The 17,250-nt window shown below is 46.5% G+C and carries 18 protein-coding genes; 12 read left to right on the top strand and 6 right to left on the bottom strand.

Annotation, left to right across the window (positions count from 1 at the left end):
* The first annotated feature begins 35 nt into the window (after window positions 1–35).
* The 7 genes from NZD89_RS16605 to NZD89_RS16575 all read left to right on the top strand — a co-directional run bounded on the left by NZD89_RS16605 (window position 36) and on the right by NZD89_RS16575 (window position 5,499).
* A complete protein-coding gene (locus NZD89_RS16605) occupies window positions 36–581 on the top strand; it encodes a phosphotransferase-like protein (protein WP_268003912.1) in 546 nt (181 codons plus the stop codon).
* 98 nt (window positions 582–679) lie between these two features.
* Entirely contained in the window at window positions 680–1,312 is a 633-nt protein-coding gene (locus tag NZD89_RS16600; protein ID WP_268003911.1) for a chloramphenicol phosphotransferase CPT family protein, read from the top strand.
* Window positions 1,313–1,480: 168 nt separating this feature from the next.
* Window positions 1,481–1,999, top strand: coding sequence for a GNAT family N-acetyltransferase (locus tag NZD89_RS16595; RefSeq protein WP_268003910.1), 519 nt, complete (start codon window positions 1,481–1,483; stop codon window positions 1,997–1,999).
* Window positions 2,000–2,739: 740 nt separating this feature from the next.
* Window positions 2,740–3,195 (top strand): NUDIX hydrolase, encoded by a 456-nt coding sequence (locus NZD89_RS16590; RefSeq protein ID WP_268008514.1) that lies wholly within the window; start codon window positions 2,740–2,742, stop codon window positions 3,193–3,195.
* Window positions 3,196–3,317: 122 nt separating this feature from the next.
* Window positions 3,318–3,893 (top strand): GNAT family N-acetyltransferase, encoded by a 576-nt coding sequence (locus NZD89_RS16585; RefSeq protein WP_268003909.1) that lies wholly within the window; start codon window positions 3,318–3,320, stop codon window positions 3,891–3,893.
* Between the two features lie 61 nt (window positions 3,894–3,954).
* Complete coding sequence (locus NZD89_RS16580) at window positions 3,955–4,509, top strand: transposase (RefSeq protein ID WP_268003908.1); 555 nt, start codon at window positions 3,955–3,957, stop codon at window positions 4,507–4,509.
* A gap of 330 nt (window positions 4,510–4,839) precedes the next feature.
* On the top strand, window positions 4,840–5,499 hold the full coding sequence (locus NZD89_RS16575; RefSeq protein ID WP_268003907.1) for a haloacid dehalogenase type II: 660 nt from the start codon (window positions 4,840–4,842) through the stop codon (window positions 5,497–5,499).
* 227 nt (window positions 5,500–5,726) lie between these two features.
* Here NZD89_RS16575 and NZD89_RS16570 read toward each other — a convergent pair whose 3' ends face one another.
* From NZD89_RS16570 to NZD89_RS16560, 4 genes are all read right to left on the bottom strand, one after another.
* Window positions 5,727–6,107: a hypothetical protein gene (locus tag NZD89_RS16570; RefSeq protein WP_268003906.1), complete on the bottom strand. Its 381-nt coding sequence runs from the start codon at window positions 6,105–6,107 to the stop codon at window positions 5,727–5,729.
* 914 nt (window positions 6,108–7,021) lie between these two features.
* The gene (locus NZD89_RS29705; protein WP_369125201.1) at window positions 7,022–7,198 is read right to left on the bottom strand and encodes a GNAT family N-acetyltransferase; all 177 of its coding nucleotides are present in this window, start codon (window positions 7,196–7,198) and stop codon (window positions 7,022–7,024) included.
* 456 nt (window positions 7,199–7,654) lie between these two features.
* Window positions 7,655–8,260 carry a methyltransferase gene (locus tag NZD89_RS16565; RefSeq protein WP_268003905.1) on the bottom strand — a complete coding sequence of 202 codons (606 nt, stop codon included), beginning with the start codon at window positions 8,258–8,260 and terminating at the stop codon, window positions 7,655–7,657.
* Window positions 8,261–8,645: 385 nt separating this feature from the next.
* Entirely contained in the window at window positions 8,646–8,888 is a 243-nt protein-coding gene (locus tag NZD89_RS16560) for a hypothetical protein (protein ID WP_268003904.1), read from the bottom strand.
* A 217-nt stretch (window positions 8,889–9,105) separates the two neighbouring features.
* On the opposite strand from NZD89_RS16560, the gene NZD89_RS16555 reads away from it, so the two are divergent.
* On the top strand, window positions 9,106–9,939 hold the full coding sequence (locus tag NZD89_RS16555; protein WP_268003903.1) for an NAD(P)H-binding protein: 834 nt from the start codon (window positions 9,106–9,108) through the stop codon (window positions 9,937–9,939).
* A 124-nt stretch (window positions 9,940–10,063) separates the two neighbouring features.
* On the opposite strand, the gene NZD89_RS16550 is transcribed toward NZD89_RS16555, so the two are convergent.
* Complete coding sequence (locus tag NZD89_RS16550; RefSeq protein ID WP_268003902.1) at window positions 10,064–10,948, bottom strand: GGDEF domain-containing protein; 885 nt, start codon at window positions 10,946–10,948, stop codon at window positions 10,064–10,066.
* A 230-nt stretch (window positions 10,949–11,178) separates the two neighbouring features.
* Window positions 11,179–12,507, bottom strand: a complete 1,329-nt coding sequence (locus NZD89_RS16545) for a transposase (RefSeq protein WP_268003901.1) — start codon at window positions 12,505–12,507, stop codon at window positions 11,179–11,181.
* A gap of 431 nt (window positions 12,508–12,938) precedes the next feature.
* Between NZD89_RS16545 and NZD89_RS16540 the strand changes: the two genes are divergently transcribed.
* From NZD89_RS16540 to NZD89_RS16525, 4 genes are read left to right on the top strand one after another with little or no spacing between them, the layout of a single operon-like run.
* A complete protein-coding gene (locus NZD89_RS16540) occupies window positions 12,939–13,958 on the top strand; it encodes a LacI family DNA-binding transcriptional regulator (RefSeq protein ID WP_268003900.1) in 1,020 nt (339 codons plus the stop codon).
* A gap of 31 nt (window positions 13,959–13,989) precedes the next feature.
* On the top strand, window positions 13,990–15,393 hold the full coding sequence (locus NZD89_RS16535) for an extracellular solute-binding protein (protein WP_268003899.1): 1,404 nt from the start codon (window positions 13,990–13,992) through the stop codon (window positions 15,391–15,393).
* Between the two features lie 33 nt (window positions 15,394–15,426).
* A complete protein-coding gene (locus NZD89_RS16530; RefSeq protein WP_268003898.1) occupies window positions 15,427–16,362 on the top strand; it encodes an ABC transporter permease subunit in 936 nt (311 codons plus the stop codon).
* Window positions 16,363–16,379: 17 nt separating this feature from the next.
* On the top strand, window positions 16,380–17,240 hold the full coding sequence (locus NZD89_RS16525; protein WP_268003897.1) for a carbohydrate ABC transporter permease: 861 nt from the start codon (window positions 16,380–16,382) through the stop codon (window positions 17,238–17,240).
* Window positions 17,241–17,250 lie beyond the last annotated feature (10 nt).

Below are 17,250 nucleotides of genomic sequence, written 5' to 3'. Positions count from 1 at the left end.
CGAAATTCCTAATTCATACAACAACTGCATAGGTCATGTTTAAGAAAATTACTCCCGATCGCTACCAGCCTGGCATTGGGCTTCGTCCTGGGGGCGAACGCCCTGATCTTGAGCCTCTTATTGTGACCCTGTATCGTGCTATGTATGAGTCCATTGCTCTGCATAGTCGTTTGGGGATAAACGTGGTGGTGGATGTCTGGCACCACGACGTATACTCCGAATCGCGAAACATTCTCCCGACATGTGCGGATATACTGAAGGATCTGCCTGTTCTGTTTGTAGGAGTGAGATGCCCACTAGAGACGGTGATGGAACGAAGGATCGCTACGTGGAATATGGGTTACGCTGAGGACGGATCTGTGCCACAGCCTGTGGTGTTGTGGCAGGAATCCGTTCATGTGCCAGGCATCTATGACCTGGAGGTCGACACCTCAGAGCTCAGTTCTGAGGTGTGTGCTAACTCGATCCGAAAGAGATTGGAAGATGGTCGAGCATCGACAGCTTTTCGACGTATCGCTGATATTGCAATGCAAGACGACTTGGTATTTGGGGCGTCCTTGGTATCGGGCATCGACCTATGAAATTCGTGGTCGGGTTTTGAATTATGTATATCTCTGATGAGTGGTGTTCAGGCAGGCCCACATTATGAACGCGGGCGTAATAGGAGGAAGATTCATTCATGCTACACGAGAATAAACCAGGACAGATAGTGATCCTGAACGGTACTCCGCGATCTGGGAAGACTAGCATCGCGACTGTGATCCAAAATACATTTGACGGTGTTTGGTTAAACTTAGGGGTCGATCGATTTATGGCGATGACTCCGAAACGCTATTATCCAGGGATCGGATTAAGACCTGGAGCCCACTGTCCCGACCTTGAACCGTTGATTGTAACCTTATATCAAGCGATGTACGAGTCAATCGCTGTGCATAGCCGATTGGGGATAAACGTGGTGGTGGATGTTGGACATCACGATGGATATTCTGTCCCACGAGGGATTCTCCCAAAATGTGCGGGAATACTGAAGGACCTGCCTGTTCTGCTTGTGGGTGTGAGGTGCCCACTAGAGACCGTGATGGAGCGTAGGATCGCTACGTGGAATATGGGTTATTCTGAGGACGGATCTGTGCCGCGGCCTGTAGTGTTGTGGCAGGAATCCGTTCACGTGCCAGGCATTTATGACCTGGAGGTCGACACCTCGCAGCTCAGTTCTGAGGAGTGTGCTGACCTGATCCGAAAGAGATTAGAAAATGGTCAGTCATCGACAGCTTTCCAACGTATTGCGGATATGAGAACTGAAGCGGACTAACTGAATTCGTTGTTAAACTGCAGGGCGCGAAAATCTCATAATCTGTGCGGTGATTCCTGAATAATCATACGGTTGTATAGCTTCAGTGTTCTTGCGCAAGTGGGCAGGTTAGTTCAATTCGTAAAGATTATTTGAAATCACACTCGGATAATGGATTGGAAGTGACTTATGAACATTCGTCTGTTGGACGACTTTGACGCCCAAGTGTATAAGGAAGTTAGGTTGCGTGCATTGAAAAATGATCCCGATTCATTTGGATCAACGTATGAGCAAGAAGCAACTAGACCTTTGCGGAATTTTATAGAGAGGATACAGCATACAAAAGATCAATTTACGTTGGGATGTTTTGACGACAGCAACACATTAGTTGGCATTGTCAATTTTGCACGTGAGAACAGGCTTAAGACGGCACATAAAGGAAATATCTACGGTATGTACATAGAGCCTCAATTTCGAGGACGGGGGTTAGGTAAAGCCCTACTGTTAGCCCTCATTGAAAGGGCAACAAAAAAATGCGAAGGGTTGGAACAGATTCATTTAACGGTTGTGTCTAATAACGAATCAGCAAAACGGCTATATACCTCACTGGGGTTTGAAGTTTACGGTGTAGAACCACATGCCTTGAAGTTTGATGGACATTATTTCGATGAGGACTTAATGGTTTTAAGATTAGCGATCTTGAACTAGAGGGGGCATTAGCCGAAAAATCTGCATTATTATGCACTGAGGGCTGACGTCCTTCCGTCGCACAGGGGCAGATTAGCCCAAAAAGAAAATTGGGTGGGTTAATGATTGATGTGACCTTTATCCGTAGCACAACTCACCGTCGCTTAGTTACTGAAACTTCGAGGAGACGAAGCGGGACAATGAAATTATTGGCTTGCTCGTTGAGATCAAATTTGCCGACTTTCAACGAGCCATGAACAAGTGTAAAGAAACCCCAATGGGACTGTATAATTTTCTTGACGCTATTATTCTTTTGGACCGACAAGGATCACTGCAACAACTGAAAGACTTGGCACAGTCCCTGCTGGATCAATATCGAACTCCAAAGAGCGTACTAAAATCCATCTCACACTGGCTCGAAAGTTCCTTAATCAAAATTAAGGCTGCAAAGGAAGACAACGATGATTTAAAAGCATCATTTGTCGTTTAAACCACATCGTGAAAAATTATTGAGGGAATTTGGGCGATAAACAATGCGCCTGTGTCTCCAAGTGGTTCAGTGTTGTACCATCTTCGGGATCTGGCCATCATTCCAGTAATGGAGAGACAAATACGGCGTCTGTTTACTGGGGATGTGAACGCCCGAGTTGATTCTGCAATTGAAGTTATTGAGTGGACGTTGCAGGGTCTAAATAAACTGGGTGCTAATTCCTAAATTCATTGGGGCACAAGAGTTGAATAAAGAAGGAAGTGGTGCGGACATGGTTCCAAAGCATATCATCGCTGTATCTGCATTGGTCCTTGATTCAAAAGGTGACGCTTTATTAGTTAAAACACATTCCCGCTCGGATACATGGGAGCTTCCAGGGGGACAAGTTGAGGAAGGAGAACCAATGGATGAAGCTGTTCGCAGAGAGGTTTTGGAGGAAACTGGAATAAAAATAAAACCGACGAGAATAACGGGTATTTACTACAATGTATCGATGACAATTCTTTCCGTGGTATTCCTTGGAGAGTATTTGAGTGGCACGATAGTTCCTCAGCCAGAGGAGATACAGCAAGCAAAATTTTTAAGACTGACTGAGCAGAATATTGGAGAATATATCGTTCGCCCTCATATGAGATCAAGAGCACTCGATGCACTCAAGAACAAAAATAGCGTTGCCTATGAGACTTGGAAGGTACGTCCGTACGAACTAATCAGCAGGTTAGAGTAGCTGTTCCGTTGTGTCGTTAAGGCAATAGCGACACAAAGCTTTTGGCTCCGTGCAGGTTAACGTCAGATGCGCAAAAAATATTGAATATTGAATCAGAATCTCATTTTGTAGGAGGTGTGTTCATGCATAACGATACGTATATGCCTACTTTGGAATCAGAGCGCCTTGTCCTAAGGAGAATTACCAAAGATGATGTAGATGACATGTTTGCATATGCATGTGACCCAAATGTGTCCCGATTCACGACTTGGGATTCTCATCGAACTTTGGAGGATACTTTGAAATATATCAATGTTGTCTTAACGAAATATGAGAACAACGAGCCAACCGATTGGGGAATTGTCGATAAGCAATATGGAAAATTCATTGGAACAGTAGGATTTGTCTATGTAAACTCTAATCATTCTCGTGCAGAGATCGGATACGCACTTTCCAAAAAATATTGGGAACAAGGCATCATGACTGAAGCTGTGCGGGAGATTATTCGATATGGCTTCCAAGAGTTAGCTCTTAACAGAATCGAAGCACGAGCTGAGGTGCCGAATATTGGATCTTGGCGAGTGATGGAGAAGGTAAATATGAAGTTCGAAGGAATTTTAAGACAGCACTTATTTGCAAAAGGTGCATTTCATGACCTAAAACTGTATTCAATTCTAGCGGATGATTACAAGGCACTGTTTGCTCCTTCTTCAACATAAAGGAGGCATAAATCCCATAAGCTCTGTTGCTTCAAAGGATTGGGAAGACAAGGCTGCACTGGTGTGCTTGCATGTATTCCCGTTACCTATGAACGTCATGGAAGAGACTGAGTCGGAAATCGCGAGTAAGTGGCGTGACAATGGGATCAAACGTGGAGTCGGTGTCAGCCGTGCTCGACAGCTCATAAAGGCCGCTACTGACACGATTGGCATCACTGTGGGACTGCAGATGGCACGCCAAGAGCTTCAGATTTTGCTTGGTCAGTACGATTTGCTGCATGCACAACTAGAACAATCGGTTGCGGGTATTGAACAGTTAGCGGGTCAGGTGCCAGGGGCCGAACAAATGATGAGCGTACCAGGCATTGGGCTGGTGACGGCCGCTGGTTTTATTGCAGAGGTTGGGGATATTTCATCGTACCAGCATCCTAGACAGATTCAAAAGTTAGCAGGATTGAATCTGAAGGAGAATAGTTCTGGTAGCCATAAAGGCAAGACCCAGATCAGTAAAAGAGGTCGACCACAGTTACGGGCATTACTCTTCCGCTGCGTGATTCCACTTATTGCGAAGAATGCGGAGTTTCAGGGTCTTCACCAGTACTTAAGGACCCCGTGAGACATGGGAGGGTAGGCCGCGAAGGTATATGTGGAGATCCAAAAGCGCGACCATAATTCACCAAAAGGGGTACACCCCTTATTTGAATACACCCTTGAGCCTAAAAAGAACATGGAATCACGGAATTCCGCCTAAAATGTGATGTTTAGTGTACAAAGAAAACCGCTAAATGACTGGGAAAATCTTAAATCATAGAGAGAGAGGTTAGTCCCGGAACGGACGACTGAGGATGCAGGTGGTTCTGTGCAAAACGTTAACAGGCACTCGAGAATCGCATTTTGCGTAACCTGTTAAAGAAAGTTTCCCCTAATCAAACGGAGGGAACCCATTTTGGTAAAGTCCATTGTTTTTGATGCTTATGGAACATTGTTTGACGTATATGCAGTGTCCACAGTTTCTGAAAAACGATTCCCTGGAAATGGGAAAATAATAAGCCGGGTATGGCGTCAGAAGCAGCTCGAGTATACTTGGTTACGTTCACTAATGGGTCGGTACGCAGACTTTGAACAAGTGAATCAAGACGCCCTACGATTCACACTAAATAAACTTGGAAAGTCCTATACTAAGACGGACCTTGACGTGTTGCTTTCTTCATACTTAACTCTTCCTCCACACCCCGAAACCGGGGATGCACTTCGAGCGCTGCGTTCCGTTCGGAAAATGATTTTGTCGGACGGAACAGAGGCGATGCTCCTTCCATTGGTTGACAATGCACGTCTGACCTCATGTTTCGACAGAATCCTCAGCGTAGACACGGTGAAAGTATATAAGCCTGATCCGAAAGTGTACGAATTTGCCGTATCAGCATCGAAGGTATCGAAAGAAGAGATCTTGTTCGTATCATCCAATGGATGGGACGTCGCTGGTTCAAAATCGTTCGGTTTCAAAGTGGCTTGGGTGAATCGGTCCAAGGAACCGATTGAGGAACTCGGTCAACATCCGGATTACATTGTTTCGAATTTGATGGAACTTACTCGAATTATCGATTGAATATGGTGGTAATTCTTTGTCCTTTCGCAGTCATCGTTCTTGAAATAGCCTCTCAGCATTGGGGTCTTGAAAAGTGAGATAAAACAGGTGGAATTCCAGAAATGCGCTGGAAATCGACGGTTTCATGGTTGTTGGGACGATGTTTCATGAAAAAGGGTATAGCAAACAGAGCGATGACGATCCGATTTCAAAAAGTCATCGCTGGAGATGGTATGATTGGGGTATTCTCAGGCTGACAAGAGCATCGATCTCAGGTCTAGATTGCTCTCTTGGTACCAAGCGTCCATGTGTTGACACATGGCGATACCGTAGATGCGGGCTGTCCACATCATGGTACTGCGATGCTTGGCAGCTTCGAGGTGGTAATCCTCTTTTACTCGCTTGTTGCTACGCTCGCAGGTGGTTCTGCGTTTGTAGACATTGACCCACTCGTTGCTGTTGCGGGCAACGGGTGGGAACAAGCGAGGATTGTGTTTGGTGTATGTGTGAACGCATCTTCCGTAAGGTGAATCGGAACAAGGCGTATTACAAGTCACCACGCCTTTTACGACGAGCGGACAATAGTATTTGCGTCGACCCCGTGTACTGTCATATCCACGGTCTTTCATCTCCAATCCCTTCTTGCAGAAGGGGATCCCAGTCGGGGAAAATGTGATGTTATCCTTCTGAACCACCTTTACTTCCTGTACTGCGCAAGTTCAAATCAATGAACGGCTTAATACCTCGCGAATGAAGGTACTCGTAAATTGGCAGCGCGTCGTGTGCAGCATCTAAAATTGCCTTGTCCCAGGTGTAATCACGAAAGCGTTCAACAAACTCGGACTTTGTTGCTGGAACGCTTCTGTAGTTGAGTTATTAGTTTTGCTATCTTGCTGTACGCTTTGGAGTGACCAGTCTTTGGAGACAAACAGAAGCGACCCATTTGCATAGTGAATACGCAATTGTTGCTGAACGAAGGATTGGTACTGCTCATGAGACCTGACCACTGGCAACATTAACGCAACCCCAATTCAGATGAGATAGAGCGGTTAGCCCTTCTCGGGGATTGTTGGGGTCATTCTGAAAAGTCAAGTAAAATTTGGTGTAAATGCCACAGTTTCCTCTCCTGACGGCGATGAATGCAATATGTACCCCTTTCGAAAATTGGATAAGTATGCACTTTATGTATATGATGTCCGGTAATGTCCGGTAATTTAACCGCTCGAAAACATCTCCCTGATGGCCATACACCTTGATTTTTCACGATCACATCTCAACCGGCAATTTAGGAATACGTCATCAGAAAAAGGGAGACGGAGCGCATATAATTGTCTGCTCCGTCTCCCTTATTTTTTAGTCAATAAAATATACAACATTATATTCAGTTCCATATATTTATTGGCTCAGTGACGCATTTCGCCTAGTTCAATAAAAGTTTATGCCACCCCTTCCTTTTTATTTTTTCAGTTCCCAGTTCAACATATTGTCGTTTGGCTCCAGTTGGCTCATTCCTGTTTTTTCAAGAACACGAATAGAGCCTATATTACTTGAGCGACATACCGCAGTAACCCCGTAAAATAGGTGTTTCTTCAAACGTCCAACGAATAAATGCTTTCGCCATTTCTGTGGCATATCCTCGACCCTGGTATTCAGGAATGATGTCGTATCCAATTTCTACGTTTCCTTGTTGATCAGGAGGGGATAAAACCCATAGAACCAATCACAATATTGTCCGACTTATGGACAATAATGCCGCTCCATTGTCCATAGCTAGAATCTATTTCAAGATTTCTTAACTTTGATGGCAACAAATGTTTCCGAACAGGATCACTAGGAAATCCATGTGGAATACGAGCTCCAATTATCTGTCCAAGTTTCTCCTTGTCATGGATAGCTTCGTTAACAATCTGTAACGTCCATGACATCATTCGCAGATTTTGTGTTTATAAATTTGCCAACTTAAATATCCCCTCAATTAGATAGGGGATGGCTACCCAGTCCCCTTATTATGCCACCATCACTGCGTTGAGGACTTTCTTGGCCACAATATACACAGGCGTTCTCCTTTATTTGTGGAATATTCTATTTATATCACAATAGCGGCTATAAGGGGGAACAAACCCTTGATCACAGGTATAGTTCTTCCCTATGTCACTAGTCCCGTTAACGGGTATTATTAAACACCCAACCGATAAATCAAAAATCGCTCATACGGGTCATTAACGAACAAATCCTCTAAAGTAACTTCTGCTTGCAGTTCAAATGGGGTTTCATTTTCCAAGAAGTAGATGTAATCGTCTGATGGGTAGTATAAAAGAAGGTCCAATTCTCTAGGCGTTTTTTCAAAGGACTTTAAGATATTGCCGATAACCTTCATGAAGATTTGTACTGAAAACGGGTTGAAAAAATAAAAACGATCATCGGATGGGTTGACACGATAATCTTCCGCGAAGCAGTGATAGAACTGAATTTGCCCTTTGCTCACTCTGTTTCTTCTGATGTAGTTTTTCAGATTTTCTTGCGCACTCTGATAAAAAGTCTCGTTCATTTCAACACCCACAACGGATCCCTGAAAAAGGTAATGGACAAAAAAATTCAACCGCCCTTTTCCGCACCCGAAGTCAACCAGGCGATTGTTGCTGTTTAGTTCGTACCACTCAAAAAGCTGTTCGAGTGCATTGTAAGGGGTGGGTTCATAACGGTAATAGTGAAAATCACTCGGGAAATTCTGGTTTCCATCGGTCTTAATATGCAGCAATTTATCATAGTACTGTTCTTTCATTTATAGCGTGTCTCCTAGTCATTTATTCACATCGTACAGCCCAAGAGGATGCATCGTTTGCTCATTGTATTATGACCACAAATCAAGGCTTATCCAATACGTAGCGAAGCAAAAAACTCTTTTATTTCCAATCGCGAGCAAGCCTCATTGGGCGTACTGGCTCTTGGGCAGTATGGCACACAAAAGACAACGGATATTATGTATTATTTTTACAGTTAGGTGATAGTCATTCGGACACCGTGTTTTTCGTTATTCGAGCTCTGATTGCGCAACGTTGCTCAGAAAACTATTTTGACCCTTTTTTTGATTAAAGTATTGCTTCGAGCCTTGCGAGTGATGAGCATAATTACCCTTTGCAGCGCAGCGATGATGGTGCCTATAAATGCTACAAGGCACTTTTCACTGCCGTTGCATGTTTATACGACTGGAACGCCTCCGTCGAATTTGGGATTCCGAAACACGCCGACTTTCCACGTCCACGAGGTACTATAAGCACCAACATAATCAGACCTATCGACGACACGATGACTCCGATAACAAGCATCAACCCTACGTCTCCATTGGTTCCGAGCATAAAGCCCCCCAAAAACTGCGCCAACACATTGCTTATCCCCATCGACATAGTCATAATGCCTGCCCCTTACTCGATCTTCATCACCAATGGTCCGATTCACAAAGTAAACAGATGCAGGTATAAGCATGGCCTTTACGTAATACGAAGGGGCAGGATAGGGACACGTCGGACTCCGACTCAAGTCGGATAAGAGACAGTCCCTATGGCGGATGGAGGAACCGGGTAATTCAGTGATAATGGAGGTGTCCCGAATTGGAGGAGGTTGAAACTGATGATTTTAGTGACTGGTGCAACAGGCAATGTAGGTCGTCACATAGTAGATAATTTATGTAAAGGTGGTCACCAAGTCCGAGTTCTGACTCGGAACCCAGCAAAAGTATCATTTCCTGCAGAAGTTGAGGTGGCTATCGGTGATTTGACTGCACCTGAGACGTTGAAGGAAGCACTAGATGGAGTTCAAAGCGTGTATTTGGTTCGAGTACCCGGTAGCGAGGCATTCCCTCAAATTGCGAAGGCATTCAGTGTTGAGCGTATCGTGTTCCTGTCCTCAAGTGCTGTTGAATTACCCGTAGGAAATGCGATTGGTCGGAATCACCTTAACACCGAGGAACTGATACGAGCTTCTGGTATAAAATGGACGTTTCTTCGTCCAGGGGCTTTCATGTCGAACGCTTTCCAGTGGGCTGGTTCTATACGGACAGAGGGTATCGTGCGGGCTCCGTTTGGCGACGTTGCAACAACTCCAGTCGACCCCCGAGATATAGCGGATGTAGCAGCCGAGGTACTCTCATCGTACGGGCATGAGGGCAAAATTTATACTCTCACTGGACCTAAACTACTGACAACGATTGAACAGGTGAAAATCTTAAGCAACATTCTTGGAAAGGACATTCGTTTCGAACACATGGCTGAGGAAATTGCTAAGGAGACCATGAAACGATTTGCACCATCAGAGGTAGTTGAAGCGTTGTTTCAGATTTTAAGGGAGCCCCCGACCGCAGTTTTGAACACCGTTCAGGACATAACAGGTCGTCGACCTAGAACGTTCCAGCAGTGGGCTACCGATAACGCAGGTGCCTTCCAGCAATCACGTGAGCTAAGCTAAACCTGATGAAGCCGCATAGGGGTTGCCGACAAGGCAGCCCTTCTTTTACTAGTCATAATGAACGACACGGGGCTTGACGGTGTCGTTCATATCAACGGGGGCATATGTTCAAGACGGACTTGGGTTAAGAATCATTTACCACATACCTATTACCCCCCAGCAACTTTGCTTTGTACATAGCATTATCTGCATCTGCCAGCATACTCTCGGTGCTGGGGTGGGCTCCACTATGTGCAATACCTATAGATAACGTTATGGATAAATTGGAACCCTCTATATTAAACGGTTCCCTTGTTTTTTCTAAGAGCCGTTGCGCAATATCGAACACGATCGTTTGAGACCCTTGGCCTTCAGCCAAAATAACAAATTCGTCTCCGCCAAGTCGCCCAATCAGGTCACTATCTCGTATGCACGACGACATCCGTCTAGCGATGTTTTTTAATAAATTATCGCCGAATTGGTGCCCTTTAGTGTCGTTTATAGTTTTAAAGTTATCTAGATCGATTAGCATAATGGAAAATTCTATTTCTTGTTCAATATATCGTTTAAACGACTTGCTTAGGCGTTCTAAAATGAATCTTCGATTTGATACTTTCGTAAGTTCATCAGTGAATGATAGGGATTCAAGATCTTCATCCGTTCGCTGGTGCTTAGTTATTACCCAAATGTGAGTGCACTTGTCGTTTTCAATAACTGGAGTCACTAAACAGTCCATTAGTTGTACACCACCCGGATACGGGGTGATGTGCTTGCCTCTAAAGCTTTGCTTGCTCGTTATTACCTGCGTGACAATCGGTAGTAGTGTATTTCGGTAAAAGTCCTTCGGTAAAAAATCACTCATCAACTGCCCATAAAAAGTACTTGGAGCCGCTCCAAGTAACCGAGCTTTCGAATTGGAAGCGATCAGTCGGAATTCTGGGCCGGGCTCCACTTCATATAAAGTACTGATTTCTGATAGGAAGTCCATCATTTGGACTATTTGTGGTATAGAAGTCAGATATTTAGTCATGTGGACCGACCTTTGACTGGTTTCTATTAGAGGTTGTCCGAAAAGCATCCGATTCGAGTAAATGTCTAGCCAAATACATGAATACAGGCTTCCTGATATGGGATAAGTTTACTTGGTAATTTGGTGAATGCCTCCGTATGGGAACACATTGCCTGCTCACCCTTGAAAATGGGCGCACGAACCCCTTGTCAGTAACATTGGCTTTTGTTTATTTTCCAGGTTCTGCTTGCCTATGCAGCGATATCGAGTTTCAATTGCTCGGCCTGGACTGTATACATTTGTGTAATTCGCTCTATGTGGTCATCAGGCAGCATGGTCTCTCGAATGTGACCTATCCTCGCCTGCATGAGCTGGAATATATCCTGCATGGTGAAGAAGGACTGTACTCGTTTGTTTGTTCGTACAGGCACCTTCTTGTGTTTCATAACTGTTGTCAACTCATTGGACTCTTGCGCAAAGGACAGCTCAATCTGCCTTCTGAAATCAAGCATCTGGGCATGCAGCATGGTGCCTTGTGGCACCGGGCCGTATGCAATCGGTTTGTCGTCAAAGGAAAATTCGAATTGCCTGCTGCATACCCCGGATAGCGGGCATGACTGGCATTTCTCTGAGTCCCCACGAAACCAGGAAGTGGCCGTTTTCCAGTCAAAGCCATCCCAAATCAGTCGTTCGCCTTGTTCGCACTCAGGTTGCCCATGTTCATTACATTCCTCTGGCATCACCATACCACTGCGAAACCCTGTAACCACAGCCATACTGTGTTTGTGGTATGCCTCCTTCTGGTCATCCGCATCTATGTAACCCATGTCGGCAACGAGATACTGAGTGCGCATTTCGTTAATCTGCCGGAGTTTCTCTATCAGTGGAAGCATCACTCGAATGTCGCCCACATTCGCAGGCTTAAGGATAGACAACAAGGCCACAGGTCCTTGAGATGTTCTTACTGCAATCGAGTGCTTCCGGTAACCAACGAAGAAACGGTTCTGGTTCACCTTGCTGCGCTGTGCCCCATAGGTGGCGTCCGGGTCAGAAAACGTTTTTTCACATGTGCAAACTGACTTAACCTCACAATCGCAGCGTTTTTTCTTGTATCCGTTGACATTGGCGTAAATCGGACGAGAGTCAATAGCGGCGAGGGTGTCCTGGATGAATCCCTCCATGTGAATGGATTGACGTATAAACTCGTCACGAATTTGTTCGAATACGTCCGGCCCTACTTTGTTACGGAAGTCACTCAGGCTCTGGTGTGACGGAACCTTTGCTGGATTGGGTACACCGATGAAGCTGCGCCACGCCTGGTTCTTTGGGTCTCGCAACTGTTTGCACAATTGACGGAATGAGGTAATCTCCGGCCTAGTGAAATACAGATAGTGCATCCGGAAATAGGCGATTGGAGATGCGGGTCTGCGTCCTCTCTTGTCGTACAGGGGTCCGACGAGCAGGTCCAGGAATGAGTCGTCAATGTGATCTACGTAATCAACGAGTTCGGGGTCGAAGCCAAGCGTGTTATAATAGGCGTATGGAAGCAGGTCTAACTGCAAATCTATGGAAAAACGCACCTCCAGAACTGGAAAATTTGACGGCTGGATACCTTCAATTTTACCAGTTTTGCGGATCGGTGCGTTTTGCTATTTACTCAAAATTGCGGGCTTTTCGGACACGCTCTATTATAGTAACGATAAAATATGTTTACATTTGCAACCGGCTCTGGTCAATGTTTTTTTGTTTTTCAGAACACTTGAGAACATAGAAGAAGAGACATTTACTGACTCATTGAAGAGGGCATCGCTGTTTACACCAGAGCGGACGGGTCTTAGTTACCACTAGATTCGTTACCATAACAACCCACAGAGCACTCGTTCCTTATTGTGGGTTGTTTCTTTTCGCGTCAATACAAATATCACAACAACTATTTAATGAATTTTAACAGAATTCATAATGCATCTTAATTAAACCGGTTTAATATCGCGGTGAGAATAGGAGAATGAGCATGGCAAACATTGATGATGTCGCACGTTTATCCGGCGTATCAAAAGGAACAGTCTCCAACGTCTTCACACAGAATCGGCATGTGCGCAAGGAGGTTGCGGAAAGGGTCTTAAAAGTGGCACAGGAGTTGAATTTTAAACCGAATTATTGGGCGCGAACTCTCTCTGTGAAAAGGACGAGCATTATCGGTTTGAGTATGCCTGGAGAGAACACGAAGTTCAGTAAGTTCCACATGTCGTTGATCAACGGAGTATTGCAAGTCTGTTACGAGCATGGATATCGGTTGCTAGTCAATACGATGTCAACCGATTATCAAGGGCAAGCGAAGTATCTCACGACGAATCCGGTGGATGGCGAAATATTTTTAGATCCGGAACAGGATGACATTCGGTTGACGAAGAGAACACAATCGGATCCTCCTGCGGTTGTCGTAGGTAAGCCACCGGAACCATTGCGCCCACAACTGTGCTACGTCGATAACGACAACGAAATGACGGCAGAACAAGTGACTCAGTATTTGATCCGCCTCGGTCATCGCGAGATTTTATTTTTGAATACTTCGAAGGAGCGGACCGTTTCCATCGACCGTCAACGCGGCTACGAAACGGCGCTAGGACAAGCTGGCATCGCGGTACGACCTGAACTCCACGTATTCAAGAATGCGTCTGTTCCGTCACTCGACTATGGGTGGGAAAGTATTCACTGTCTCATGGCTCGAGGCGTTTCGTTCTCCGCCGTCGTCGCGGATACCGATAAAGTCGCACTCGGTGTGTATCGGGCGGCGGGGGAACTGGGTCTTTCCATTCCCGACGACATTTCGGTGTTTGCCTTTAGCGATGACTCTGTCTTCGCACCGGAATTTCGTCCACCGCTGTCAGGTGTGTCGTTGAATGCAGAAGACCTCGGACGGGAAGCTGCCGTTTTACTCATCCGTCGGATCCAGGACGATTCTGCGCCAATTGTTCATCAAACCATTCGGTCGAATTTGGTAGTCCGCGAATCGTGTCGAAGTGTCCCGTAACGAAACTAATGTGTAGAGGAGTATTCCTACGATGAAAACAACTCGTCGCGTCCTAACTGTTCTGTCCACATCGGCTTTGACCGTCTCGACGCTGGTTGGGTGCGGTGCTTCTCAGCCTAGCAATGCGACAAATGACGCAGCGTCAACCACGAACGAACCGACGTTAACCATTGCCACCGGCGTCATCGGCGGCAAAAACCCGCAGGAGAACGCCGCGTTTGCCACCGCCATTGGGGATGCTTTGCACTGTAAAGTTCAGTTGATCAGCACGACAGGAGACTATGACCAAAAACTGACGGCTATGCTGGCGGCGGGGCAGAAGATCGATGTTGTATATACCGAAGGAAGTACGTTGGCGACTCTGGCGAAGGCCGGTGAAGTGACAAATTTGCAAAGTCAAATTCAACAATCTTCTGTGCTGGGAGATCCGAAAGTGGTACCGCAGTATGAATGGAACGACATCAAACTTTCCAGCCCCAACGGCCAGGGGATCTATGGCGTTCCCGTCAAGTATCAAGGTGCGTTGATGCCGATCGTCCGCGAAGATTGGATGAAACAGTTGGGATTGTCACAGCCGACGACGCTCAACGATTTCTATCAAGTCTTTGAAGCATTCAAGACAAAGGAGCATGCCTACGGCCTCACACTGTCCTCCCTGTACGATATCGAGCCGTTTATGAGTGCCGTGGGGCTCAAAAATGGATATGTCGAGAACGATGGCAAGCTCTCCATTCCGTATGCAACATCCGCTGCAGTGCCCGTCTATGCCTGGCTGCACAAACTTTATGCCAATGGCCTACTCGATCCCAATTTCGTGACCAATAGTACGGCTGACGAGCGAAACCTCTTCCTATCCAATCGCGTTGGCATGTTCGTCTACTGGGATGCATGGGTTCCAATGTTGAACAATTTGGCCAAAACTCAGGGCGCGAGTGCGTCGTTCGATGCAGAAGCTCTACCAGGAGCCGTTGGCCCAGATGGAAAATCGCTCGTATCGATGGGGGATACCAGCCTGTTCGCGATTCCTTCCAATGCGCCAGATAAGGCATTGGCGTTCAAATTTTTGGAATGGTGGAATACGCAGTCGGGTGAAGTTTTAGGGTCCCTGGGTGTACAGGGCATTGACTACACCGTTAACAACGGAAAGTATCAACTGACGTCGGTTGGCACGGATGAAAACATGGACCACGGGGATCCAGAACCAATCAGCTCATACTGGCATAATCCATTTCCACAACTTCAGAAGGGATATGCAAATGCCAGACAAATCGGCATTGAGGATGGGTATCAACCGCTCATCAACGCTAATTGGACAAATGCACAAAACATCATTTGGGAATACGGTGATGAAGCAATTCTAGGTAAGCTATCGCCGCAAGCTGCGGTGCAGCAAATGCATGCGGAATTGTTGCGAGACCACTACATCGACCAGTGATGAACGCCACTTGTTAAGGAAAGGAGTCTCATCTTGGCTAGCACAGGGTTGCTCCATCAACACACGAACACGTCCATCCAGCAACGGACTCGCCGTTTGAGCAAGTGGAAGCGGGCGATACCACTGTATGTCATGTTGTTGCCGACCATTGCCTACTTCATGGCCCTTACGTACTACCCGCTGGTACATTCGGTGCTGATCAGTATGCAAGATTTTAATCTGATTGGAACTCGTCCGTTCGTCGGGATCGAGAATTTTAGAAATGTGCTTACGGACCCCAATTTTTGGGTCGACTTTCGCAACACGCTCGTGCTCGGCGTGAGTATGTTGGGGATCGGTTTCGTAGCGCCGATCATCATCGCCCTATCGCTGAACGAGCTGGTGCAGCGGTGGTTGAAGCGCAGCCTGCAAATGATCATTTACCTTCCGCACCTATTTTCGTGGGTGGTCGTCGGTGGGTTGTGGATTCAATTGCTGAACCCAGACGGCGGATTAGTCAATGCCGTGTTGAATGCACTCGGCATGTCCTCTATCCAGTTCATGTCGGATCCCAATGTCGCACGGTGGGTGATCATTCTAGTGAGTGTTTGGAAGGACGTTGGGTTCAACTGTGTGATTTATTTAGCGGCTCTTGTCGGAATCAATCCGGAGCTTTACGCGTCGGCGCAGGTTGACGGCGCAAATTGCTGGCAGGAGACCTGGTACGTCACCATGCCCTGTCTCGCGAGGACCATGCAGATTGTCGGCCTTCTCTCCATCATGGGGGTTTTGCGGATGTTTGATCAGATTTACGTGATGCGAAATGCGGTCATCGAGCCGACCGTCAACGTGTTGATGACATATGTGTACGACCAGGGATTTACACAGATGAACATCGGGCAAGCGACTGCCAGTGCACTCATCATCCTGGTGTTTACCCTGTTGTTGACGGTCTTCACTCGACGGCTGGTCCGATACGACACAATTTGAAAGGGGTTATACTCGAGGTGCAACGTAACATGACTGGCGGACGTCGGGTCTTTACCATCGTGAACGTGCTGTTTCTCGTGCTTATCTCATCCACCATGATTGTTCCTTTATGGAACGCGTTGGCCGAATCGTTCAGTTCCAATCTGGGCTCCATGCAGCCAGGCATCCTGATGTGGCCCCGCCACTTTAGCTTGTCAGGGTATCAAACGGTTTGGACGGTCTTGGACCTCTGGAAGCCGTTTGAAAACAGCGTGCTGGTCTCCGTGTTGGGGACTTTGCTCCACGTGGTGTTGTCGACGTTGGCTGGCTATGCATTAGCCCAGCCCTCACTACCGGGACGGCGCGCCATCACGGGTCTCATTTTGATCACCATGATGATTCCGTTTGAAGCCATCATGATCCCGTTTTATGTGACCATTCAGCAGTTGGGACTGCTCAATACTCTAGTTGCGTTGATCCTGTCGGGGGCCGTCTCAGGATTCAGTATCATCTTGATGAAAAATTTCTTTCAATCCATTCCGTCGGACATATTGGACGCCGCCAAAATTGACGGTGCGGGCCACTTTCGCTGCTTGTGGCGCATCTATCTTCCTCTTTCCAAAGCAGGCCTGGCCACGGTCACATTATTTGAGTTTGTCACGCGTTGGAACAACCTATTGACCACAGTGTTACTGATCAACGACTCGAGCAAGGACACGCTTCAAGTTGCACTCAACGGGCTGGTTAATGAAGGATCCGCTACTTCAAGTGGCAATCTGGTCACCACCAACGTCAAAATGGCCGGGATCATCATCGCCGTCCTGCCCTTGATGTTGGCCTACCCGTTTGTTCAAAAGTACTTTGTCAAAGGCATTTTTCTAGGTGCAAGCAAAGAATAGGAGAGAGGCT

The organism is Alicyclobacillus fastidiosus (assembly GCF_026651875.1).
Lineage (GTDB): Bacteria > Bacillota > Bacilli > Alicyclobacillales > Alicyclobacillaceae > Alicyclobacillus > Alicyclobacillus fastidiosus.
The sequence above is the reverse complement of the archived record's forward strand: the minus strand, read 5'-3'. Positions and strand labels throughout refer to the sequence as shown.